18 protein-coding genes are annotated in these 19,518 nt (G+C 55.2%); 9 read left to right on the top strand and 9 right to left on the bottom strand.

Features of this window, described 5'->3' with window-relative positions; all coding sequences use genetic code 11:
- Window positions 1-44 precede the first annotated feature (44 nt).
- The gene (locus TW80_RS08525; RefSeq protein ID WP_045996799.1) at window positions 45-464 is read left to right on the top strand and encodes a tellurite resistance TerB family protein; all 420 of its coding nucleotides are present in this window, start codon (window positions 45-47) and stop codon (window positions 462-464) included.
- Here TW80_RS08525 and dacB read toward each other — a convergent pair.
- Together dacB and TW80_RS08535 are read right to left on the bottom strand one after the other, a co-directional pair.
- On the bottom strand, window positions 459-1,925 hold the full coding sequence (dacB, locus tag TW80_RS08530) for a D-alanyl-D-alanine carboxypeptidase/D-alanyl-D-alanine endopeptidase (protein ID WP_045996800.1): 1,467 nt from the start codon (window positions 1,923-1,925) through the stop codon (window positions 459-461). The genes TW80_RS08525 and dacB overlap by 6 nt on opposite strands.
- Window positions 1,922-2,518 carry a nicotinate-nucleotide adenylyltransferase gene (locus TW80_RS08535; protein ID WP_045996801.1) on the bottom strand — a complete coding sequence of 199 codons (597 nt, stop codon included), beginning with the start codon at window positions 2,516-2,518 and terminating at the stop codon, window positions 1,922-1,924. The genes dacB and TW80_RS08535 overlap by 4 nt, the downstream gene beginning before the upstream one ends.
- A 122-nt stretch (window positions 2,519-2,640) precedes the next feature.
- Here TW80_RS08535 and TW80_RS08540 point away from each other — a divergent pair, with 122 nt between their 5' ends.
- Window positions 2,641-3,474 carry a hypothetical protein gene (locus tag TW80_RS08540; protein ID WP_157033224.1) on the top strand — a complete coding sequence of 278 codons (834 nt, stop codon included), beginning with the start codon at window positions 2,641-2,643 and terminating at the stop codon, window positions 3,472-3,474.
- Here the strand turns inward: TW80_RS08540 and TW80_RS08545 are convergent.
- The 3 genes from TW80_RS08545 to mgrA are packed head-to-tail and all read right to left on the bottom strand — an operon-like array spanning window position 3,471 to window position 6,948.
- The gene (locus tag TW80_RS08545; protein WP_239450503.1) at window positions 3,471-4,304 is read right to left on the bottom strand and encodes a hypothetical protein; all 834 of its coding nucleotides are present in this window, start codon (window positions 4,302-4,304) and stop codon (window positions 3,471-3,473) included. The genes TW80_RS08540 and TW80_RS08545 overlap by 4 nt on opposite strands.
- Entirely contained in the window at window positions 4,301-5,896 is a 1,596-nt protein-coding gene (locus TW80_RS08550) for a glycoside hydrolase family 43 protein (protein ID WP_045996804.1), read from the bottom strand. Before TW80_RS08550 ends, TW80_RS08545 begins: the two co-directional genes overlap by 4 nt.
- On the bottom strand, window positions 5,893-6,948 hold the full coding sequence (gene mgrA, locus TW80_RS08555) for an L-glyceraldehyde 3-phosphate reductase (protein ID WP_045996805.1): 1,056 nt from the start codon (window positions 6,946-6,948) through the stop codon (window positions 5,893-5,895). The genes TW80_RS08550 and mgrA overlap by 4 nt, the downstream gene beginning before the upstream one ends.
- A gap of 161 nt (window positions 6,949-7,109) precedes the next feature.
- Here mgrA and TW80_RS08560 point away from each other — a divergent pair, with 161 nt between their 5' ends.
- From TW80_RS08560 to TW80_RS08575, 4 genes are read left to right on the top strand one after another with little or no spacing between them, the layout of a single operon-like run.
- The gene (locus tag TW80_RS08560; protein WP_045996806.1) at window positions 7,110-8,042 is read left to right on the top strand and encodes an aldo/keto reductase; all 933 of its coding nucleotides are present in this window, start codon (window positions 7,110-7,112) and stop codon (window positions 8,040-8,042) included.
- Window positions 8,039-9,109, top strand: coding sequence for an NAD(P)/FAD-dependent oxidoreductase (locus TW80_RS08565; RefSeq protein ID WP_045996807.1), 1,071 nt, complete (start codon window positions 8,039-8,041; stop codon window positions 9,107-9,109). The genes TW80_RS08560 and TW80_RS08565 overlap by 4 nt, the downstream gene beginning before the upstream one ends.
- A 3-nt stretch (window positions 9,110-9,112) precedes the next feature.
- Window positions 9,113-9,841 carry a GNAT family N-acetyltransferase gene (locus TW80_RS08570; RefSeq protein ID WP_045996808.1) on the top strand — a complete coding sequence of 243 codons (729 nt, stop codon included), beginning with the start codon at window positions 9,113-9,115 and terminating at the stop codon, window positions 9,839-9,841.
- Between the two features lie 32 nt (window positions 9,842-9,873).
- On the top strand, window positions 9,874-10,167 hold the full coding sequence (locus TW80_RS08575) for a hypothetical protein (protein WP_045996809.1): 294 nt from the start codon (window positions 9,874-9,876) through the stop codon (window positions 10,165-10,167).
- A 72-nt stretch (window positions 10,168-10,239) separates the two neighbouring features.
- Here the strand turns inward: TW80_RS08575 and TW80_RS08580 are convergent, their stop codons facing one another.
- Complete coding sequence (locus TW80_RS08580) at window positions 10,240-12,741, bottom strand: GcvT family protein (protein WP_045996810.1); 2,502 nt, start codon at window positions 12,739-12,741, stop codon at window positions 10,240-10,242.
- Between the two features lie 172 nt (window positions 12,742-12,913).
- Between TW80_RS08580 and TW80_RS08585 the strand changes: the two genes are divergently transcribed.
- Window positions 12,914-13,567, top strand: coding sequence for an alpha/beta hydrolase (locus tag TW80_RS08585; protein ID WP_157033225.1), 654 nt, complete (start codon window positions 12,914-12,916; stop codon window positions 13,565-13,567).
- Here the strand turns inward: TW80_RS08585 and TW80_RS08590 are convergent.
- Complete coding sequence (locus tag TW80_RS08590) at window positions 13,564-14,790, bottom strand: hypothetical protein (RefSeq protein ID WP_045996811.1); 1,227 nt, start codon at window positions 14,788-14,790, stop codon at window positions 13,564-13,566. The two genes, TW80_RS08585 and TW80_RS08590, sit on opposite strands and share 4 nt — an antisense overlap.
- Window positions 14,791-14,864: 74 nt before the next feature.
- Window positions 14,865-15,851: a 2-hydroxyacid dehydrogenase gene (locus tag TW80_RS08595; RefSeq protein WP_045996812.1), complete on the bottom strand. Its 987-nt coding sequence runs from the start codon at window positions 15,849-15,851 to the stop codon at window positions 14,865-14,867.
- Between the two features lie 108 nt (window positions 15,852-15,959).
- Between TW80_RS08595 and TW80_RS08600 the strand changes: the two genes are divergently transcribed.
- Both TW80_RS08600 and TW80_RS08605 read left to right on the top strand, forming a co-directional pair.
- Window positions 15,960-16,490 (top strand): SH3 domain-containing protein, encoded by a 531-nt coding sequence (locus tag TW80_RS08600; RefSeq protein ID WP_045996813.1) that lies wholly within the window; start codon window positions 15,960-15,962, stop codon window positions 16,488-16,490.
- Between the two features lie 42 nt (window positions 16,491-16,532).
- Window positions 16,533-17,441: a cation diffusion facilitator family transporter gene (locus TW80_RS08605; protein WP_045996814.1), complete on the top strand. Its 909-nt coding sequence runs from the start codon at window positions 16,533-16,535 to the stop codon at window positions 17,439-17,441.
- A gap of 18 nt (window positions 17,442-17,459) precedes the next feature.
- On the opposite strand, the gene TW80_RS08610 is transcribed toward TW80_RS08605, so the two are convergent.
- Window positions 17,460-19,487 carry a M3 family metallopeptidase gene (locus TW80_RS08610; protein ID WP_045996815.1) on the bottom strand — a complete coding sequence of 676 codons (2,028 nt, stop codon included), beginning with the start codon at window positions 19,485-19,487 and terminating at the stop codon, window positions 17,460-17,462.
- Window positions 19,488-19,518 lie beyond the last annotated feature (31 nt).

Genomic DNA, 19,518 nt, shown 5'->3' on the forward strand with positions numbered 1-19,518 from the left:
GGGCGCAGGGTCAATAAATGGGTAACTAAAGTAAAGGAAACACCATGACCGAAGACGCCCCGCTCACTGCGCAGGACGCGCTTGTTGCACTAATGATCGCTGTTTCGGCGGCGGATGAAAATATCCGCACCTCTGAGCTGGTGGAAATCAGCAACGCGATCAACATGCTGCCCGTCTTTGCCGACTATGACGCAGAGCGCCTGCCACGCATGTCCAAGATCGTCTTTGATCTGCTTGAACCCGAAGACGGGCTGGAGGCGCTGTTTGGCCTGATCCGCGATGCCCTGCCCGAGCACCTGTTTGAAACCGCTTATGCACTGTCTTGTGATGTTGCGGCGGCAGACGGATTGATCGACGAACAAGAGGGGCGCATGCTCGAGGAAATCCGCGAAGAACTCGCGCTCGACAGGCTCCATGCAGCGGCGATTGAACGCGGATCGCGTGCGCGTCACATGACGCTATAGCGCAGTTGTCCATTGATAGATCAGACTTTCCTGAAGCGACTTAGCCCGGCGGTTCCACTGCCGGGAGCCACGCGGGGCTTCGCCGCCTTCCAGTTTGCCGCGCTCGCGTGCGTCCATGTCCGCCACAAAGATCGCAAAGGCCAGATCACGCCCATCAGAACCGCGCAGATAACCCGCCAAATTGGAAACGAAATTTAGCGTTCCAGTTTTTGCCTGCACAGCGCCAGCAGCGGATGCGACACGATTATCGGCGCTATCGACAACGGGAATGTCCTTCATAATAGGACGCAACGTCTGCAGCACATTGGGTGCGGTCAAAAACTGCACCATATCACTTGCCCCCACCCGAGACTGATCGCCTAGGCCAGAGTGATCAGCAAAATCCGCGCGAATGCCCTGGCCGCGATCCCGCGCCCAGCGCGACATCCGCGCAGCAGAGGCACGCAAACCCCACTTCTGTCCGGTATCGATCTTGGTCGCGGCAAGCCCGGCAGCCTCGGCGGTGATATTCGTCGAATATCGCATCATCGCACGCATGACATCGGTCAGCGGTTTTCCCGCAAAATGCGCAAGCGCGACACGTGTCGCTGGCAACGCTGCAATCTCTTTCGGCGGTGATAAAACGATCCCCTGCGCCCGCGCAAAGGTGGCAAAGACCTCACCAGCGTAGAGTGCGGGATGACGCACTGGCAACCAACGCGAACCACCGTTATTCAACGCGCGACGCGCGACAGTCCACTGATCGACCTCACCCAAGTCACGATACGTAAAGACAGGCGTATTCCGATCCTCGATACGGATACGCGAACTGGTCACCGCAGGCCGATAGTTTTCGCTGCGCGCATCCATGGCGGTGGTGTAATTCCCGCCCTCAAGCTTCCATTCAAAGTGGACCCTGTTAAAATTCAGGTTCAAACCAGTCACGGTCGGATTATACCCCAGATAATCCAACTGCGTGCTATCAATCTCGTCCAAATTGACAAGCGCCTCATCCCATACAAAGAACGCCCCGCGCACCTCTCGGAGGCCTGTATTTTTCAGGCGTTGGGCCAATTCGGCCAAATCATCCGTAACAAGGTTTGGATCCCCCCCACCCGCGAGGATTAAGTTGCCGTCCAGCACTCCGTCCACGATCTCTCCGTCAGCGTAGACAATGGTTTGAAACTGATGATCCGCACCTAAATTCTCGATCGCATAAAGCGCGGTAACCGCCTTGGTAACGCTGGCAGGCGGCAGCAAAGTATCAGAGCGGTGCTCTTCGACGATTTCTTTGGTGTGTGCATCAGTCAGAATGACAGAAACATCCCCAGTTACGCCAGCGCGCGCGATCAGGCGCGCGATGCGGTCGGGGTAACTGGGCCGTAAAACAGGGCGTAGTGATCGCATCGGCGCCTCTGCCAAAGCGCCAGTCGCCATCACCGAGGCAGCACCCCCCAATAGACCTCGCCGGGTCAGCTTCATTTCCACTCTCCTCTGGCGCGGATCGCCGTCGATGATTGATCTGACATTGGCACATTCACGAACGACCAAACGGGCGCGGTTTTGCGCCCTAGCAAATGGCTTGATCGACTAGATAGCTTGCTGTGGCGGTATACACGGGCAGCTTTGGACATGCGCGCGGCGATCCGGTCACCGGGTCTTGCAATTACTCCGATCGCCACATTGTCCATGATCCACTGCCAGTCCTGCCATAGATGAAATTGCGCCAGATTATCCGCGCCCATCAGCCAGACAAAATTAATCTGCGGATAACGCTTTTGAAGCGCGCGCAAGGTTTGTGCAGTGTAGCGGGTACCAAGCCGCGCTTCGACATCGGTAATCTGCACACGCGGATGACGCATAATCGCCCCGCTCGCTGCCATACGATCAGCAAGTGGCGCGGGCCCCACAGGTTTGAGCGGGTTGCCCGGTGACACCAACCACCACACGCCATCAAGCCCAAAGCGACGCAGCGCCGCACGTGTGATGTGAACATGCCCTAAGTGAGGCGGATCAAACGATCCACCGAGCAGGCCAATGACCTGACCTGATTTCGCGACCGGAAGCCCATCCACTTTTGATTGTCCCTTCGACCACGAAACGCTGCAGCACGAACATTTGAAAACTGACGTAAATTCAGGTATTATGTCCGCATTTAACAAGACCATTAATAGCCATTTCATTAGGGATCATGTCAATGTCACCCATCCAAATTCTTTCTCGCCTATTTAAGGTATCTCCAAAAATCGCAGCGTTTATTCTGGCGGGCCTCGCGGTCTTTGCTGCTGCAGCTATTGTGCTTAGTTTTGGTAGCAATATTGCTGACCTACAGGTTGTCGCCATCTATATCCTTGTGCTTGCAGCCGTCGCCACGGTTGTCGCGTTTATTTTGAATGACGGTCTCATGCGGGCAACAATTTGCTGGATTTGCATCACAGCATTCGGCGGCTGGACCATTGGTCTATTTGATTCCGCACTACAAATCTCGGGCCGGCTTCCAGCCTTGCCATGCTATATCAGGCTACCTGTCACCCATCCCGATGAATGCTTGGCGCAATTGGCCCCGACCGTCGCAGAATTTGGCACTGAACAACAAGAGGCGCAGCGCTTACCATCCCTGCAAGGAAGCCCAGAACGCCTCTGGTTCGCTCAGGCCACCCCAGCCCCTAACTACAAGAAGGCTGATCCCGCGTTGGTCTCGGATACCCAAATCTTTGTGCATTTTGGCGATAACGTTGCTCAGAAAGATATTGAAACCTTGGCCGACAACCTCATCGCGCTTGATTGGCGCATTCCAGACGGCAACGCACGCGGAGAACAGGTTGAAAACACGCCCCAAAGGAACGAGGTGCGCTATTTTCACCCACAAGACAGTGACGCAGCTATTGCTTTGGCCGAAACGCTCTATGCACTTAGCCCTGACACGCCAATTTCGGTACGCGACTTCAGCCGTCTAGGTTCTTATGTTCCGAATGGTCAGTTCGAAATCTGGGTAAATGCGCTTTCCCCGCAAGAGCAGATCATGAATTAAGCCCGCTGATAACGCATAAACGCAAACGCGGTCGCGTCCGGCGACCAACAGGGTACATTGATTGTCCCTTGGCCACCCCATAGGCGTGTGACTTCATGCGACGCGCCGCCTTTGCTATGCATGATCCGCAAGGAAACATCCAGTTCGCCGGGGTGCCCCCGCGTGCCCGGCGGATAGGCGAGATATAGAATATATTGCCCATCAGGCGACGGATGCGGGAACCAGTTCACTTCATCATCGTCCGTCATTTGGGTTAAATCTGTGCCATCCGGCCGAACCCGCCACAGGTTAACCTGACCGTCTCGCTCTCCGTTGAACCAAATCCATTCCCCATCCGGTGTATAGTCAGGCGCATCAACGTGATCAAAACCAACCGTCACGCAAGTCTCCTCACCACCGGCGACCGGACATGTATAGAGCCCGAAAACTGCCCCGCGCTTTGCAACATAGGCGAGCGTTTCCCCATCTGGCGACCACCCATGCCAATATGATGGGGTCTCTTTGCTGATACGCCTTGGCCAGCCACCTGTCACCGGGAGTGTATAAATACAGCTCCCCTCGGTTTGGCTCTGGTCGCTAATCACAAGCGTTTTCCCATCCGGTGATATCCCATGGTCATTATTGCATGCCGTTGCGTGCCCTGTATCGATTGGGATCAGGCGAGGGCTATCCAGCGTCACCCGGTAGAGCAGCCCCCCGCCATTAACGATCAAATATCCATCGGGATGCCAATTGGGTGCCTCAATATGACCGTGGTGATCTAGGACCACCTCGACCTCATTGGCTTGCATCCGGTAGATGCACAGCTGGCTTCGTAGGGTGGGTTTCAACCCACCTCTCCCGGTAGATAGTCAAACCGGTCAAAGCGCGCCTCTTTGCCCTGCCCGGTAATGTCAAAAGCGACCATGCCAACAAAGGCTCCGGTAAAAGAACCATGCTCCCCACGCCCACCTTCGTCTGATATCACAGAGGCATCCAACCCAGGGCCAAAGGCGACCCAATCACCGGCCTGTTTGAAATAGAACTGCTGCGTCGCACCATTAACGTCAACCCGCAGTTCAATTGGGCCATCCTGCAAGGCAACATCCTCTGCCGGATAGGTCAGCGCGGCATCAGGCCAATCACCCGGACATGACATCAAGCTCAAGACACGCCCCACCCCGGACTTATGGGTCACAAGGGCCGCATGAAATTTGTGACGGTTGTAATAGGTCGTTAAACCCGCCGCCTGCTGATAGGTATCAGGTGAAAATTCCACTGTGGTTTCAGCGATATAAGCGTGATGTTCTTGCCTACGCGCGACAAGTGATTGTTCAAACCAGCTGCCAATGCTTTCGCGCCCAATCAAAACAAGCGCGTTTTCCTCTTCGCGGAAAATACGCGCGGTCTCAGGGGTGCGGAGCCATTGAAACTCTGGCGGCAGGGCCCCGCCCAATTTGCGCAACACGGGGGTAGGCAGGCGTGGCGTTGCATCTGTTGGCGCAGGCACCATTTCCCGAGGTACCATTCCGCCCGATTTCAGATACAGCCAATCATCACGCCAAACGACCTCTTCAATCCCGGTCTCACGCCCCAAAGCACAAAACGGACCATCCGGCCCCTGCAAAGGACGCCCCATCAAAAACGTATGATAATGCCCGCCCCAATGGGTTTCGACATATTGGCCGTGCCCGGTGCGTTGAATAGGACCGTCTGACCCTTCTGCACAAATGACATGCATTTCAGGATGGTTCTCATATGGCCCCCAAATATCTTTGGATCGGGCCAAAGAAACGGCATGATTATATCCTGTGCCGCCCTCGGCTGTGGTCAAATAGTAATAGCCATTCCGCTTAAAGATATGCGGTGCCTCGGTCAGGCCCCGCTCTGTCCCCGCATAGATGTTCCGGACTGGACCGAACAGACCCTTATCGGGGGACCATTCCTGCAACAATATGCCATCAAAAGAAGCATGTGCCGGGTTACCACCTGTTCCGGGACCCCGATGGTTCCACTGCATATTCATGAAATACTTGCGGCCATCATCGTCATGAAACAATGACGGATCAAACCCGCTTGAATTCACATACCAAGGGTCAGACCACTCCCCATCAATAGTTTCGCATGTGGTGATGTAGTTTGGCGCGTCTTTGAACGCCCCATCCAAGCGTTTCACGTCGGTATAGACCAGCCAAAACTTGCCATCTGCGTATGACAAACACGGTGCCCAAATACCGCAACTGTCACCGTTACCACGCATATCCAGTAGCGCTGCGCGGTTAAGAGGTCGGGCAACCAACTCCCAGTTTACCAAATCACGCGAATGGTAGATCTGCACACCGGGATACCACTCAAACGTGGACACTGCGATGTAGTAATCTTCGCCCACGCGGCAAAAAGACGGGTCGGCATTAAAGCCGGGCAGGATCGGGTTCTGGATCATTTTTTGCGCTCCGCTGCACCCTGCGTTTGCTCAGCCGATTTCGCCCAAAGATTGATCTGCTCTTCATCCGCGTATTGATCAATCAGCGCCAATTCTTCATCTGTGAATTCAAGGTTGTTCACGGCACCAACACAGTCTTCAACCTGACTTGGCTTTGAGGCACCGATCAAGGCAGTCGTAATCCCTTCGCCGCGCAAGACCCACGCAATTGCCATTTGTGCCAATGTTTGTCCACGCGCTTCTGCGATCTCATTGAGCTTGCGAATATTCTCGATCGCGCGTTCGGTCAGCATCGTCGGGGCGAGCGATTTACCCTGACTGGCGCGACTATTCTCAGGAATACCACCCAGATACTTTTTGGTAAGCATGCCTTGGGCCAACGGCGTAAAGGCGATCGAGCCAACACCAAGGTCCTTTAAACAATCCTTAAGCCCATCACGCTCGACCCATCTGTTCAGCATATTGTACGACGGCTGATGGATCAGGCAGGGCGTCCCAAGATCATTCAAAATCGCAACAGCCTCGCGCGTGCGCTGCGTATTATACGACGAAATACCAGCATAGAGCGCGCGTCCCGACCGCACGATATAGTCTAGAGCACCCATCGTTTCCTCAAGCGGGGTGTCAGGATCAAACCGGTGCGAATAGAAAATATCAACATAGTCCAATCCCATCCGCTTGAGCGATTGATCGCATGACGCAACGAGGTACTTGCGGCTGCCCCATTCGCCATATGGGCCGGGCCACATGTCATATCCCGCTTTGGAACTGATGATCAGCTCGTCACGATATCCTTTGAAATCTTCGGCAAGGATCGACCCAAAGGCATGCTCTGCCGATCCAGGTGGCGGACCATAGTTATTTGCCAAATCAAAATGGGTAATCCCATTATCAAACGCCGTCCGGCAAATCGCGCGCTTTGTGTCGTGACGCGTGTCATGCCCGAAATTATGCCATAGCCCCAGTGACACAGCAGGCAGCTTAACGCCTGAATTGCCACAGCGGCGATACACCATTTTTTCATAGCGATCTTCGGCTGGAATATAAGTCATGCGCTATCCTCCCTATAACGTTTACGTAGCAAGCCACCACGTCCAATCGCACATGTCAACCAGCCGATAGATTATTCACGCCTTATGCGCCCGTAGGGTGGATTTTAATCCACCGTCGTTCTGTGCTTTTCATTACGGGTTGCCCGTGCAAATGTCCCTGCATGGCACATCTCAAAACGCGCAATGGCGCACCCCTTTCGACGCTGACTTTTGGCACCATGCAATTTGGCGGCACGGCCGACGAACGCGAAAGCCGTGCCATGTACGAGGCGGCCCGCGCAGCGGGCATCAATCACTTTGACACCGCCGTCGGTTATACCGGCGGTGCATCTGAACGCATTCTGGGTCCGATGATCGCCCAAGATCGCGACAATATCTTTCTTGCGACCAAAGTAGGTTACAAAGGCGGTGCCTCGTCTGAAAATATTCTGACGCAATTTGACCAGAGCCGCCGTCAGTTAAACCAGGATGCGGTCGATTTGCTCTATTTGCATCGTTTTGACGACAACACGCCGCTCGCGCAGACCTTTGAAACGATGGCCGCACTCCAAAACAGCGGAAAAATCCGCCACATTGGCGTGTCTAATTACGCCGCTTGGCAGGTGATGAAAGCCCAAACTATCGCTAAAACATTCGGTACGCGCATCGATGCGATCCAGCCAATGCATAGCCTCGTGAAACGGCAGGCCGAGGTCGAAATTATCCCAATGGCGACTGATCAAGGGATCAGCGTCTTTCCCTATTCCCCGCTAGGCGGCGGCCTGCTCACTGGCAAATATGCGAGTGGCGGGACAGGACGGCTAACCACCGACGAAAACTATCGCATGCGATACGATCAAGCGTGGATGCACGAAGCCGCGCGTGGTCTATCGGATTTAGCAAAACAGATTGGCACCGATCCTGCCACCCTCGCCGTTGCTTGGGTTATGGCGCACCCCGCTGGGCTGCACCCCATCATCTCTGCGCGGTCCGCTGCGCAATTGGAACCATCTCTGGCTGCGGCTGACTTTGAGATGACAGATCAGCTATACCAACAAATCTCGGCGCTTAGTCTGACACCACCACCTGCCACAGATAGGCTCGAAGAAGCATGATTGATTTTCTTATCATCGGCGGCGGTATCGCTGGCGCGTCCGCAGCTGCACGGTTGTCTGATTTGGGCAGCGTTACAGTGCTCGAGGCAGAAGAATCGCTCGCCTATCATGCATCGGGCAGATCAGCGGCTCTCTTTGAGCAAAACTACGGCAGACCCTCGACTGTTGCGCTGAACACGGCCTCTTATGCCTTTCACTGTGATGCAAATGTCCTAAGCCCACGTGGGATCATGCTGGTCGGGCAAGCAGAGGAACACGACAGGTTCGCGGCCGATATGGCGCAGATGCAGATCCCGCCCATCACGCTAACCGAGGCTTTTGAAAAGCTGCCAATCCTCGACCCGGCAAAAATCACCCACGCGGCTTTTGATGACCGGGCGCAAGACATCGACACCGACAGGTTAGTGCAAACCTTTGTACGGATGGCCAAGGCCAACGGCGCGCAAATTCTCACGCGGTCCCCGGTGACCAAGATCAACCGGACTGAGACGGGCTGGAACGTATTGGCAGGCAGTGACACATTCGATGCACGTAACATCGTTAACGCCGCAGGTGGCTGGGTTGATCATATCGCAGAACTTGCCGGGATTTCCCCTATCGGCTTTACCCCGATGCGACGGTCAATGGCGCGAATTCCCGCCCCAGATGGCGCTGATGTATCCCGCTGGCCCATGGTGTTTGGGGCGGGCGAAGCTTGGTACGCAAAACCCGATGCCGGAGCATTGATCGTTTCACCCGCAGACGAAGACCCTGTCGCCCCCCATGACGTCTATGCCGAAGACCTGACACTAGCCGAAGGGCTCGCACGGTTCGAAGACAATGTCACAATGCCAGTCACCCGTTTGATCTCGTCTTGGGCGGGGATGCGCACCTTTGCGCCTGATCGACAGTTGGTCATCGGACGTGACCCGTCAGAGCCCAGCTTTATCTGGTGCGCGGGCCAAGGAGGATACGGCATGCAGTCAGCACCAGCGGCCAGCCAGCTCTTGGGCGATCTGATTGGCGACCGTCAGCCCGAAATTGATAGCGACATTGTTGGCGCACTTTCCCCAGCCCGTTTTAGGTAACTAATGACACAACGCACAAACCCGCAGGGCCAGCCAATTGGCGAGGTCGTGACCAACTGGCAAGGATGCCAACCAATTCCGCACACGCCGATGCACGGCACCTTTTGCGATCTCGAACCTCTCGTGCCTGCACATGCCGCCGACCTGCATGCAGCCTTTGATGCTGACACGACCGGGACTCTGTGGACCTACATGCCTGTCGGTCCATTTACTGATCAATCTGCCTATGCAGAATGGGTCGCAAACGCCTGCCAGAGCCGCGATCCACTCTATTTTACGATCATCGACAAAAATACGGGCAAGCCCGCAGGCGTCGCCAGCTTCTTGCGCATTGATCCGGCCAATGGTGTCGTTGAGGTTGGCTTCATCACCTTTGCCCCATGTTTACAGCGGACCCCAGCCGCAACCGAAGCAATGTATCTCATGATGCGTCGCGCTATGACGGACCTTGGGTATCGCCGTTACGAATGGAAATGCGATGCGTTGAACGCTCCGTCACGGCGTGCAGCGGCCCGACTTGGGTTCAGCTACGATGGGCTCTTTCGGCAAGCTGTCGTCTACAAAGGTCGTAATCGCGACACTGCTTGGTTTTCGATCGTCGACCAAGATTGGCCCGGTGTCGACGCGGCGATGTCCAAATGGCTCTCGCCCGATAACTTTGATGCGCAGGGCACCCAGCGCGCGCCGCTGTCTAAATTTATGCCGCAACCGACATTCAATCCACCTGTTTGACTCTGTGAATATGGCACCCCATTTAACAACGCATGACACAGCACATCCCACAAAACGGGCGACGCCGATTTGACCGCGAATTCGATAGGATCGCGCGGATAGCGCCCTTTATTCAACGTCTACGCAGACCGGGATGGATGATCGGGCGGATCGTTGTTGGGGTCTTCTTTATACTGGGCGGGTTTCTTGCGATCCTACCCGTCTTTGGGCTGTGGATGATCCCACTGGGGCTCTTGCTTCTTGCGATTGATATCCCCGCACTCCAAGGGCCGCTCGCGACTGTATTTGTTAAGGGGCGTCACTGGTGGCGGCGGTGGAAAAAATAGCTGCGCAGGCTGTAGGCTCGCTCAACCAGCCCTACAAATAAAAACGCCGACCAAGAAGGTCGGCGCTTTGTTTTATCCATCAACGCGGATTGTCGCGTTTTTCGGATCATAGGGGCTGTCCTCAGTAATCTCTGCGGGCCAGAGTTTATCGAACATCTTCACTTGTAGCTTCGTGCCGACAGTCGCGATCTCTGGCTTGACGTAGCCCATGCCAATAGATTTTTCGAACGCAACGGAATACCCGCCTGACGTCAAACGGCCAATGCGATTACCGTCCATGTCATACAACGCCTCGCGACCCCACGGATCAGCGTCATCGGGTCCGTCAATCAACACGGTCACACATGTCGAACGGATGCCTTTGGCCTCCATCTCAGCTTTACCGTGGAAATTTTTGGACAGATCAACAAAGCGCGGCAAATCAGCCTCAAGCGGGGTCGCATCACGGCCCAGTTCGGTCCCAAATGCGCGATAGGATTTTTCCTGACGGAGCCAGTTTTGCGCACGCGTACCGACCAGCTTCATCCCGTGTTTTTCACCCGCCTTTTCCAGCAAATCGAACAGGTAGTTCTGCATTTCAATCGGGTGGTGCAATTCCCAACCCAGTTCACCGGTATAGGCCACACGGATGGCGTTGACCGGACACATCCCCAATTCAATTTGACGGGCCGACAGCCACGGGAACCGTTTGTTAGACAGTGCCGTATCTGGGTCAGCGTCACAGATGATGTCCTTCAGCACATCGCGCGACTTTGGCCCGGCGATTGCAAATACACCCCATTGCGTCGTGACATTCTGCACCTCAATGCGACCGAAATCTGGCTCTTTGTCCTCAATCGCCTTGCGCAAGAAGTCAGAGTCATACTCTGTCCACGCACCAGCCGAGACCAGATAGAATTCATCATCTTTCAAACGCACGATCGTGTATTCAGTGCGTGTTGTGCCCGCAACGGTCAGGGCATAGGTGAGGTTGATACGACCGACCTTTGGCAGTTTGTTGGTGGTGAACCAATCGAGGAAAGCCTCTGCGCCGGGTCCTTTGACGATGTGCTTGGTAAAGGCCGTCGCGTCGATCAGGCCAACACCTTCGCGGATCGCCTTGGCTTCTTCGACGGCGTATTGCCACCAGCCACCACGGCGGAAGGAATTGGTTTCTTCGTCGAAATTCGCAGGTGCATCCAAAGGACCGTAATAGTTGGGGCGCTCCCATCCATTCACCTGACCAAATTGCGCACCGCGCTTGGCCTGGCGATCATAGGCCGGCGATGTCCGCAGCGGACGCGCGGCAGGGCGTTCCTCGTCTGGCCAATGCAGTTTCAGCAGGAACGGATAGGTTTCTTCGTTTTTGACCGTCGCATATTCAGAGGTCATCCAATCGCCGTAACGCTTGGGATCAAGCGACGCCATGTCGATATCGGCTTCGCCTTCGACCATCATCTGCGCCAAATAGTACCCCGCACCGCCGGCAGCCGTAATCCCGAACGAGAACCCTTCAGCAAGCCACATGTTACGCAGGCCCGGCGCAGGCCCGATCAGCGGGTTACCGTCAGGCGTATAGCAAATTGGACCGTTGAAATCGTCTTTTAGGCCGACCTCTTCGGTTGATGGAATCCGGTGGATAAAGTCCATATATTCCTGTTCGATCCGCTCTAGATCCAGCGGGAACAGATCCGCGCGGAAACTATCAGGCACGCCATAGCGGAAACGCGCGGGCGCATTGTCTTCGTATGGGCCCAAAATCCAGCCGCCGCGTTCTTCGCGTACGTACCAACGCGCATCAACATCGCGCAAGACGGGGTGCTCTGGGTTGTTCTTACGCCAATCCACCAAGGTCGGATCAGGTTCAGTCACAATGAACTGGTGTTCAACTGGGATAGCCGGGGTTTTGATCCCCAACAGTTTCGAAGTGCGCTGTGCGTGGTTCCCGGTTGCTGTAACCACATGCTCGGCGGTGATGACAGTCTTTTCCTCAGAGGCGATCAAATTGCCGCCCTTTTCGACCATCTTGGTCAGGCTGACCTTCCACTCTGATCCGGTCCATTCGTAGCCGTCGACCTGCCACTTGCGTTCGATGACAACACCACGTTGGCGGGCACCTTTGGCCATCGCCATCGTGACGTCCGCGGGGTTGATATAGCCGTCGGTCGGGTGGAAAATCGCGCCAACCAGATCTTCGGTACGCACCAGTGGCCACCGTTCACGGATTTGATCCGGTGTCATCCATTCGTAGGGGATATCAACAGTCTCGGCTGTCGTCGCGTAGAGCATGTATTCTTCCATGCGTTCTTGCGATTGGGCCATACGCAGGTTGCCGACAACCGAAAATCCGGGGTTCAACCCGGTTTCTTCTTCAAGAGTCTTATAGAACTTGATCGAATAGTCGTGGATATGGCTCGAGGCATAGGACATGTTAAAATAGGGTAGTAGACCCGCCGCATGCCACGTTGAACCAGACGTCAGTTCGTCACGCTCAAGCAGCACCACATCGTTCCAGCCAAGCTTTGCCAAGTGGTAAGCGATTGATGTGCCCACGGCACCACCACCGACGACCAGTGCCTTAACATGTGTTTTCATTTGCGCGACTCCCTTTAGCCTTATTGTGCACAGCTTGCGACAAACTGAAAAATAACGAAAGAACTAGCCGACGCCTCATCGCACAATAACGACAGTCAGGCGAAAACCGACAGATTTTATGTTATGGTTTCCAAAGACGATCAAATTTTTACGTCAAAAATGGATAGATTTAATGGTTCATATTTCTTTAGAAGACGCGGCCAAACTGGCCGAAGCAAGTTATTCAAGCAAGCGGATCACAAGCCCAAGGGTCATGCATTCGTGCCCCCACAAAGATGTGCAGGCCCATTTGCTAGAGGGGAACATTCTATTGCTACCCGGTTCAAATTCCGTCAGCGATTATCTGCGCTACAATCTGCGCCCATTGTTGCTGGGCCATAAGAGGCTAACGCTAAAAGATAATTCAGTTGCACCTGGAAAATCCGGCACGCTATGGCACCAAGGGTTTCTGGCATACGCCTCTGTTGTTGCGGATTGGCTGATCAAACTGCGGGTGACACCCAGCTACATTATCGGGCATTCGCTAGGTGCGGCAGCGACCCAGATTCTCGCCAAAAGCTATGGCGTACCCGGTGTTGGATTTGCGGCGCCCCGCCCATTGTTCACGCGGGGCCCAATTACCAGCAATAAACAGTGCCTGCTGATCAACAGACGCGACGACCCTGTGCCTAATATGCCAAAAACCTTTCAGCACGTCGGCAAGGTCACCGCGTTGAAACCCACTGTCATGCAACATTTTCGCGCCCACAAAATGAGCCAATACCGCGCAATTGTTGAGGCAGGCCAATCCGCCGGTGTCCTTCCGAGCCACTGGGCGGGGCGTTAGTTGCTCGACCCGACCGTGCAGCGGCGCACGCCGCCTTCCATGCGGCACTGCGATGACTGCCCAAATCCGTTTGACACAGCCGGACGCGACCGGACTTCTGGCGCGTCCGCCTCTGGCTCAGTCCGCTCTTCTGGCAGGCGCATTATCAACGCAAGCACCTCTGGCGCGACATCGTAATCGCCGGACATATATTCCCAAAAATCGCTCTGAGCGGATTCAAGCTGCGAAACTTTGGTCAAAATGTAGTGCTCGTGATCGTTCCACTGGCGCCCGCTACCAAGCATGGCACCAGCAAAATAACGCGCCGAAACTTCTTCAGAGCCCCCAGTGACAAGGTTTAGCAACTCGTATGGTGCATCATCCAGACTGTCGGGGTAGGCAGCCGCGAATTCATCCCAGTTGGTGATCTGGCCGTTTTGAACCTTTAGAATTGCTTCAGTCCACGGTTCTCCAAAGTCGCGCCCACCTTGCAACAACATCAACGCCCGATAGGCGACTGTGGGTTCCGGGGCGACTGTCAGCAGCCCGCCATCCATTGCAGAAACAATTCCGGCACTTTGATCTAGGTCTGGGTCAGGCGTTGGCAAAAGCGCATTTGCGCGCGTCAAATCGACAGAGGCAATTGCTTGCGCGACAGCGGCATCACTTGAATTAGTCAAAACAGACAGATTGAGCACCTTATCAACTTCAGGATCGCCAATTTGGTATGCGAATCTGCGGTAGAGGACAGGCTGCGGAAACTCTTCGCCCGGAATATCCGACAAACGCGGTTTCACCTTCAGCGTCTGGCCTGCAATCGTCGCTACGCTAACATCGACAACAGGTGCTGGCGTTGCATTCGCTGCACGCAATTGATCAAAGACACTGCCGCCGGCTTTTCGCGCTTGCGGACCAAACGACATCGTCAACGCAACCAATTCTTCACCTTGTGCAAAGGTCCAAGCTGCGCCCTTATGAGGGTCTGCGCTCAAATCAGCAAACTGGCGCAAATAGCGCTGGGTCGTGCTGGCGGGCTGGTCGCGTGGCGCAAGGGTTTCTACGACAATTGCCTCACCATGTCTGGTTTCATAGGGCACGACTTGCCAACCTGCCGGGGCTGACACCTCAACACTGACCAATTGCTGGTTATAGACGTAGTCGTCCCAGACTATCTTGAAGGTAAAGACAATGGCGGCAGCAACAGCTACCATGGCGACACCAATAGCGAGCATCATCAGTCGCATAGCGAACTTTTCCTTATTGTTTACTGAAATCACAAAAAGCGGATGACAACCGCGTTAACGATCTCAGGCTAACCTCATAGCATCGCGGGTACAACCAAGTCAGGCGGGCGATGGCCGTCAGCGTAGGTCTGAATGTTGAGGATGACTTTTTCACCCATTTCGACGCGCCCTTCGACCGTCGCTGAGCTCATATGCGGCAACAGGATTGCGTTCGACAGTTGTTTCAAACGCGGGTTGATTTGATTGCCATGCTCGAACACATCCAATCCCGCGCCCGCAATTTCATTGGCCCGCAACATACGCGTTAGCGCATTTTCGTCGATTACCTCGCCACGCGATGTATTCACGATCACCGCTTCAGGTTTCATGAGCTTTAGACGGCGGGCGTTCATCAGGTGATAGGTCGAAGGCGTATGCGGGCAGTTGACCGAAATCACATCCATATGCGCCACCATCTGATCAAGGCTCTCCCAGTAGGTTGCGTTCAGCTGTTCTTCGATTTCAGGCCGTAGGCGTTTACGGTTGTGATAGTTCACCTCCATGCCAAATACGCTGGCCCGGCGGGCGACTGCTTGGCCGATGCGCCCCATCCCCAAGATACCAAGACGACGGCCACGTATCCGCCCACCCATCATCGCAGTCGGGGACCACCCCTGCCAATCACTGGATTGCGCAATCCGTAACCCTTCGGCAAGCCGTCGGGTCACCCCTAAGATCAACGCCATGACAACGTCAGCTGTGTCTTCGGTTGTAACGCCCGGCGTATTGGACACATGAATTCCGCGCTCGCGTGCAGTGGCGACATCAATGTGATCAACCCCGGCCCCGTAATTGGCAATCAATTTAAGCCGATCACCCGCCCGTGCGAGCAGCGATGCATCGATGTGATCCGTGATTGTCGAAACCAGCACATCCGCATCTGCAACAGCCGCGGCCAGTTCTTCGCGCGTCATCGGGGTATCATCGTTTCGCAATGTCACGTCGAATAACTCTTGCATGCGGGCTTCGACCGCCTCTGGCAACCGTCGCGTCACAACAACACTTAACTGCTTCCCAGGCATGGTCTCATCTCCCGTGGCTTTCCAAATTCCCCATTCCGTGTCAGGTTGCGCCAAAGGGACGCGCAGCACAAGAACCGCGCGCCAATTTTGAGCAGTTAAGGACAGACAATGGGTCAATTGGTGCATTGGTTTCGCATCGTGAAACTGGCGTTTCTCGCCAGCAGTATTTGTGCGGGCATGGCCCTTGCGCAGGACATCAATGATGCCCCTGCCCTTGGCCCCGAGACAAACCTACCTTTGCCCCGTTTTGTTTCGCTCAAAGCGTCCGAGGCTAATGTGCGGCGTGGCCCATCCTTGTCACATCGGATCGACTGGGTGTTCCAACGACGTAGCATGCCCCTGCAAGTCATCGCAGAATACGGACACTGGCGGCGCGTCATCGACCGTGACGGCCAAGGCGGCTGGATCCATTATACAATGCTTTCTGGTGTGCGAACCGTTTTGATCGACGGTGACGACACACCAATCAGATCGCGCCCATCCGAAGACGCAATCGAGAACGCGGTACTCGAACATGGGGTCATCGCGCGGCTTGGCGATTGCACGCCCTCATGGTGCGAACTCAGCGCGGGCGGATACAAGGGCTGGGCCCCCAAAACGGTACTCTGGGGTGTCAGCGACGCCGAGATTCGTGAATAGGCCCGACTTGCTTGGGGGCGCAAAACCACCTAGCACCCAAATATGAGCCAAAAGAAAAACACCAATTTAAATCTATCGGCGGGGATACTGTCGGTGACGGTCGCCTTTGTTCTGGTGATCGCCAAACTTTGGGCATTGTCGCAGACTGGCTCACTGGCGGTCGCCGCAACGCTCGCTGATAGCGCAATGGATTTGATGATGTCGATCGGTGGCTTGGCGGCAATTGCCTATGCGGCAAAGCCTGCGGATGATGACCACAACTTTGGCCATACGTCTGCCGAAGACCTCGCTGCGCTAGGGCAATCCCTGTTTATCTTTATTTCCGCCGGGGTCATTGCCTTTGCGGCGCTGCGCCGGCTGATGGACGAGGCCGTCAAGCTACCCGAGCGCGAGACGCTGGGCATTTCGGTGATGATCTTTGCGACGGTGGTAACGCTTGGGCTGGTCGCGTGGCAAAGACATGTTGCGCGGGTCACCGGGAACAAAGTCGTCGCTGCAGATAGCCTGCATTACATCGGCGACCTTGTCCCCAATATCGGCGCGATCATTGCACTATGGGCATCCGGCAGCTTTGGGATTCGACATATCGACAGCGTTGTTGCGCTTGCGGCGGCGGGGTTTCTTGCCTTTGGCGCAGCGCGCATCGGCAAGGCCGCATGGGATGCGCTTATGGATCGGCAGGCAGACCCCGATATGATCGCGGGTATTTCACAAATTGTCGCGGATTTCCCCGATGTACACGGCTTTCACGATCTCAAGACACGTGTCGCCGGGAGCAAAGTTTTTGTAAACCTTCACATCGAATTGGACGGCGCGCAAAGCCTTGACGCCGCCCATGCAACAGGTGCTGCTCTTCGGCGGGCCATCGTCGAGGCCTATCCGCAGGCAGATGTGTTGATCCACAAGGATCCCATTGGCGTTGAAAAACACCCCGATGACCCGCGCCCGTAGGGTGGATTTAAATCCACCCTACCCAGCAGCTGCCAGCCCGCGCCCCTTGAGCAAGGCATCAACGCCTGGCAATCGCCCACGAAACGCTGTGTAAAGCTCAGCCGCATCGACAGAACCGCCAGACGAAAGCACCGTTTCCTCTAGGCGTTTTGCTGTTTCGGCATCGAACGGATCGCCGGCCTCTTCAAAGGCTTCGAATGCGTCTGCATCCATCACTTCGGACCACATGTAACTGTAGTAGCCGCATGAATAGCCGTCACCAGCAAAGACATGCGCAAAATGCGGTGTCGCGTGGCGCATCCCAATCGCATGCGGCATGCCAATGTCCGCAAGCACTTCGGCTTGTTTTTGCATCGGATCAGCCGGGGCAGCCCCGGTATGGAACGCCAAATCAACCAACGCGGAGGCGACATATTCGACCGTTTGGAAACCCATGTCATAGGTCGCAGCACCCAGCATGCGATCCAACAGCTCTTTGGGCATCGGCTCTGAGGTTTCGGCATGGGTCGCAAACTGTGCCAGAACCTGTGGCACCTCTAACCAATGCTCATAAAGTTGGCTGGGCAGCTCCACGAAATCGCGAGCAACCGAAGTACCACTGATGCTTTCGTAGGTTACATCTGACAGCATCTGGTGCAACGCATGGCCAAATTCGTGGAACAAAGTCCGCGCATCATCGTAAGAGAGCAACGCAGCTTGACCCTCTGCCGGTTTTGCAAAGTTACAGACGTTAATGACATGCGGGCGAATTTCACCATCTAGGCGCTGCTGTGACCGCATAGCAGAACACCATGCACCTGACCGTTTAGAACCACGTGCAAAGTAGTCACCGATAAAGACGGCGATATGTTCACCGTCGCGCGTGACCTCCCACATGCGGACATCGGGGTGATACTTTGGGCCCTCAATTGGCGCGAACGCCAAACCAAAGAGCTTGCTTGCGCAATCGAAAGCCGCTTCGATCATGCGATCGAGTTGCAGATAGGGCTTAAGTTCTGCCTCATCCAAATCATGCAATTCTTTACGGCGCTTTTCGGAATAATAGCGCCAATCCCACGGTTCAAGTGGCCCATCCCAGCCGTCCGCATGGAGCATACGCTGCAACACCTGCGCGTCAGTTTCAGCAGCAGCCTTTGCCGGTTTCCAAACCCGCATCAGCAAATCACGAACGGCATCTGGCGTGCCCGCCATTTCTGTCTCGAGCTTGAAATCGGCAAAGGTTTCATAGCCCAGCAGCTTGGCCCGTTTTTCGCGCAGCGCCAGTGTCTCTGCTGCGATACCTCGGTTATCCGTTTTACCGCCGTTCGCGCCGCGTGCAGCCCACGCCTGATAGGCACGCTCGCGCAGATCGCGCCGTTGAGAAAACTGTAGGAACGGAACAATCAAAGAGCGCGACAAGGTCACAACGGGACCGTCAGCACCCTTTTCAGTACCAGCAGCACGGGCGGTAGCGATGACAAAATCGGGCAGACCATCCAAATCCCCCTCGGCCAAGGGCATGAACCACTCGCGCTCATCAGCAAGCAGATTTTGGGTGAACTCGGTTCCCAAAACTGACAAACGTGATTTCGCTTCGCGCAATGCGATCGCTGCCTCGCCTTCAAGCAATGCCCCAGAACGGACAAACTGACGGCGGCTCAGCATCAGAACACGCTGCTGTTCATCCGTTAGATCCAACGCCTCACGCATCTGCCACAGCTCCTCGACACGCGCGAAAAGTTCCTTATTTTCTGCCACTTCAGAGGAATATGCGCTCAGCTTGGGTGCAAAATCACGCTGCAACGCTTCGCGCGCGGGGTTACTGTCCGCCCCGGCAAGGCTATAGAATGCACCTAAAACGCGACCTAGCGTTGCATCTGCCCGCTCCAATGCTTCGATCGTGTTGGCAAAACTTGCAGGTTCTGAATTTGCTGCGATGGCGGCAATATTTGCGCGCGCCTCTGCGAGGGCGGCATCCACCGCTGGTGCGAAATCATCGTCTGAAATCAAATCAAATGGCGGCAGGCCAAACGGGGTATCCCACACCGCAAGCAATGGATTGGTCATTGTTATTCTCCTTTGGTCTACAGCTATGGTG

This window comes from Loktanella sp. S4079, assembly GCF_000967725.1.
GTDB lineage: Bacteria > Pseudomonadota > Alphaproteobacteria > Rhodobacterales > Rhodobacteraceae > Yoonia.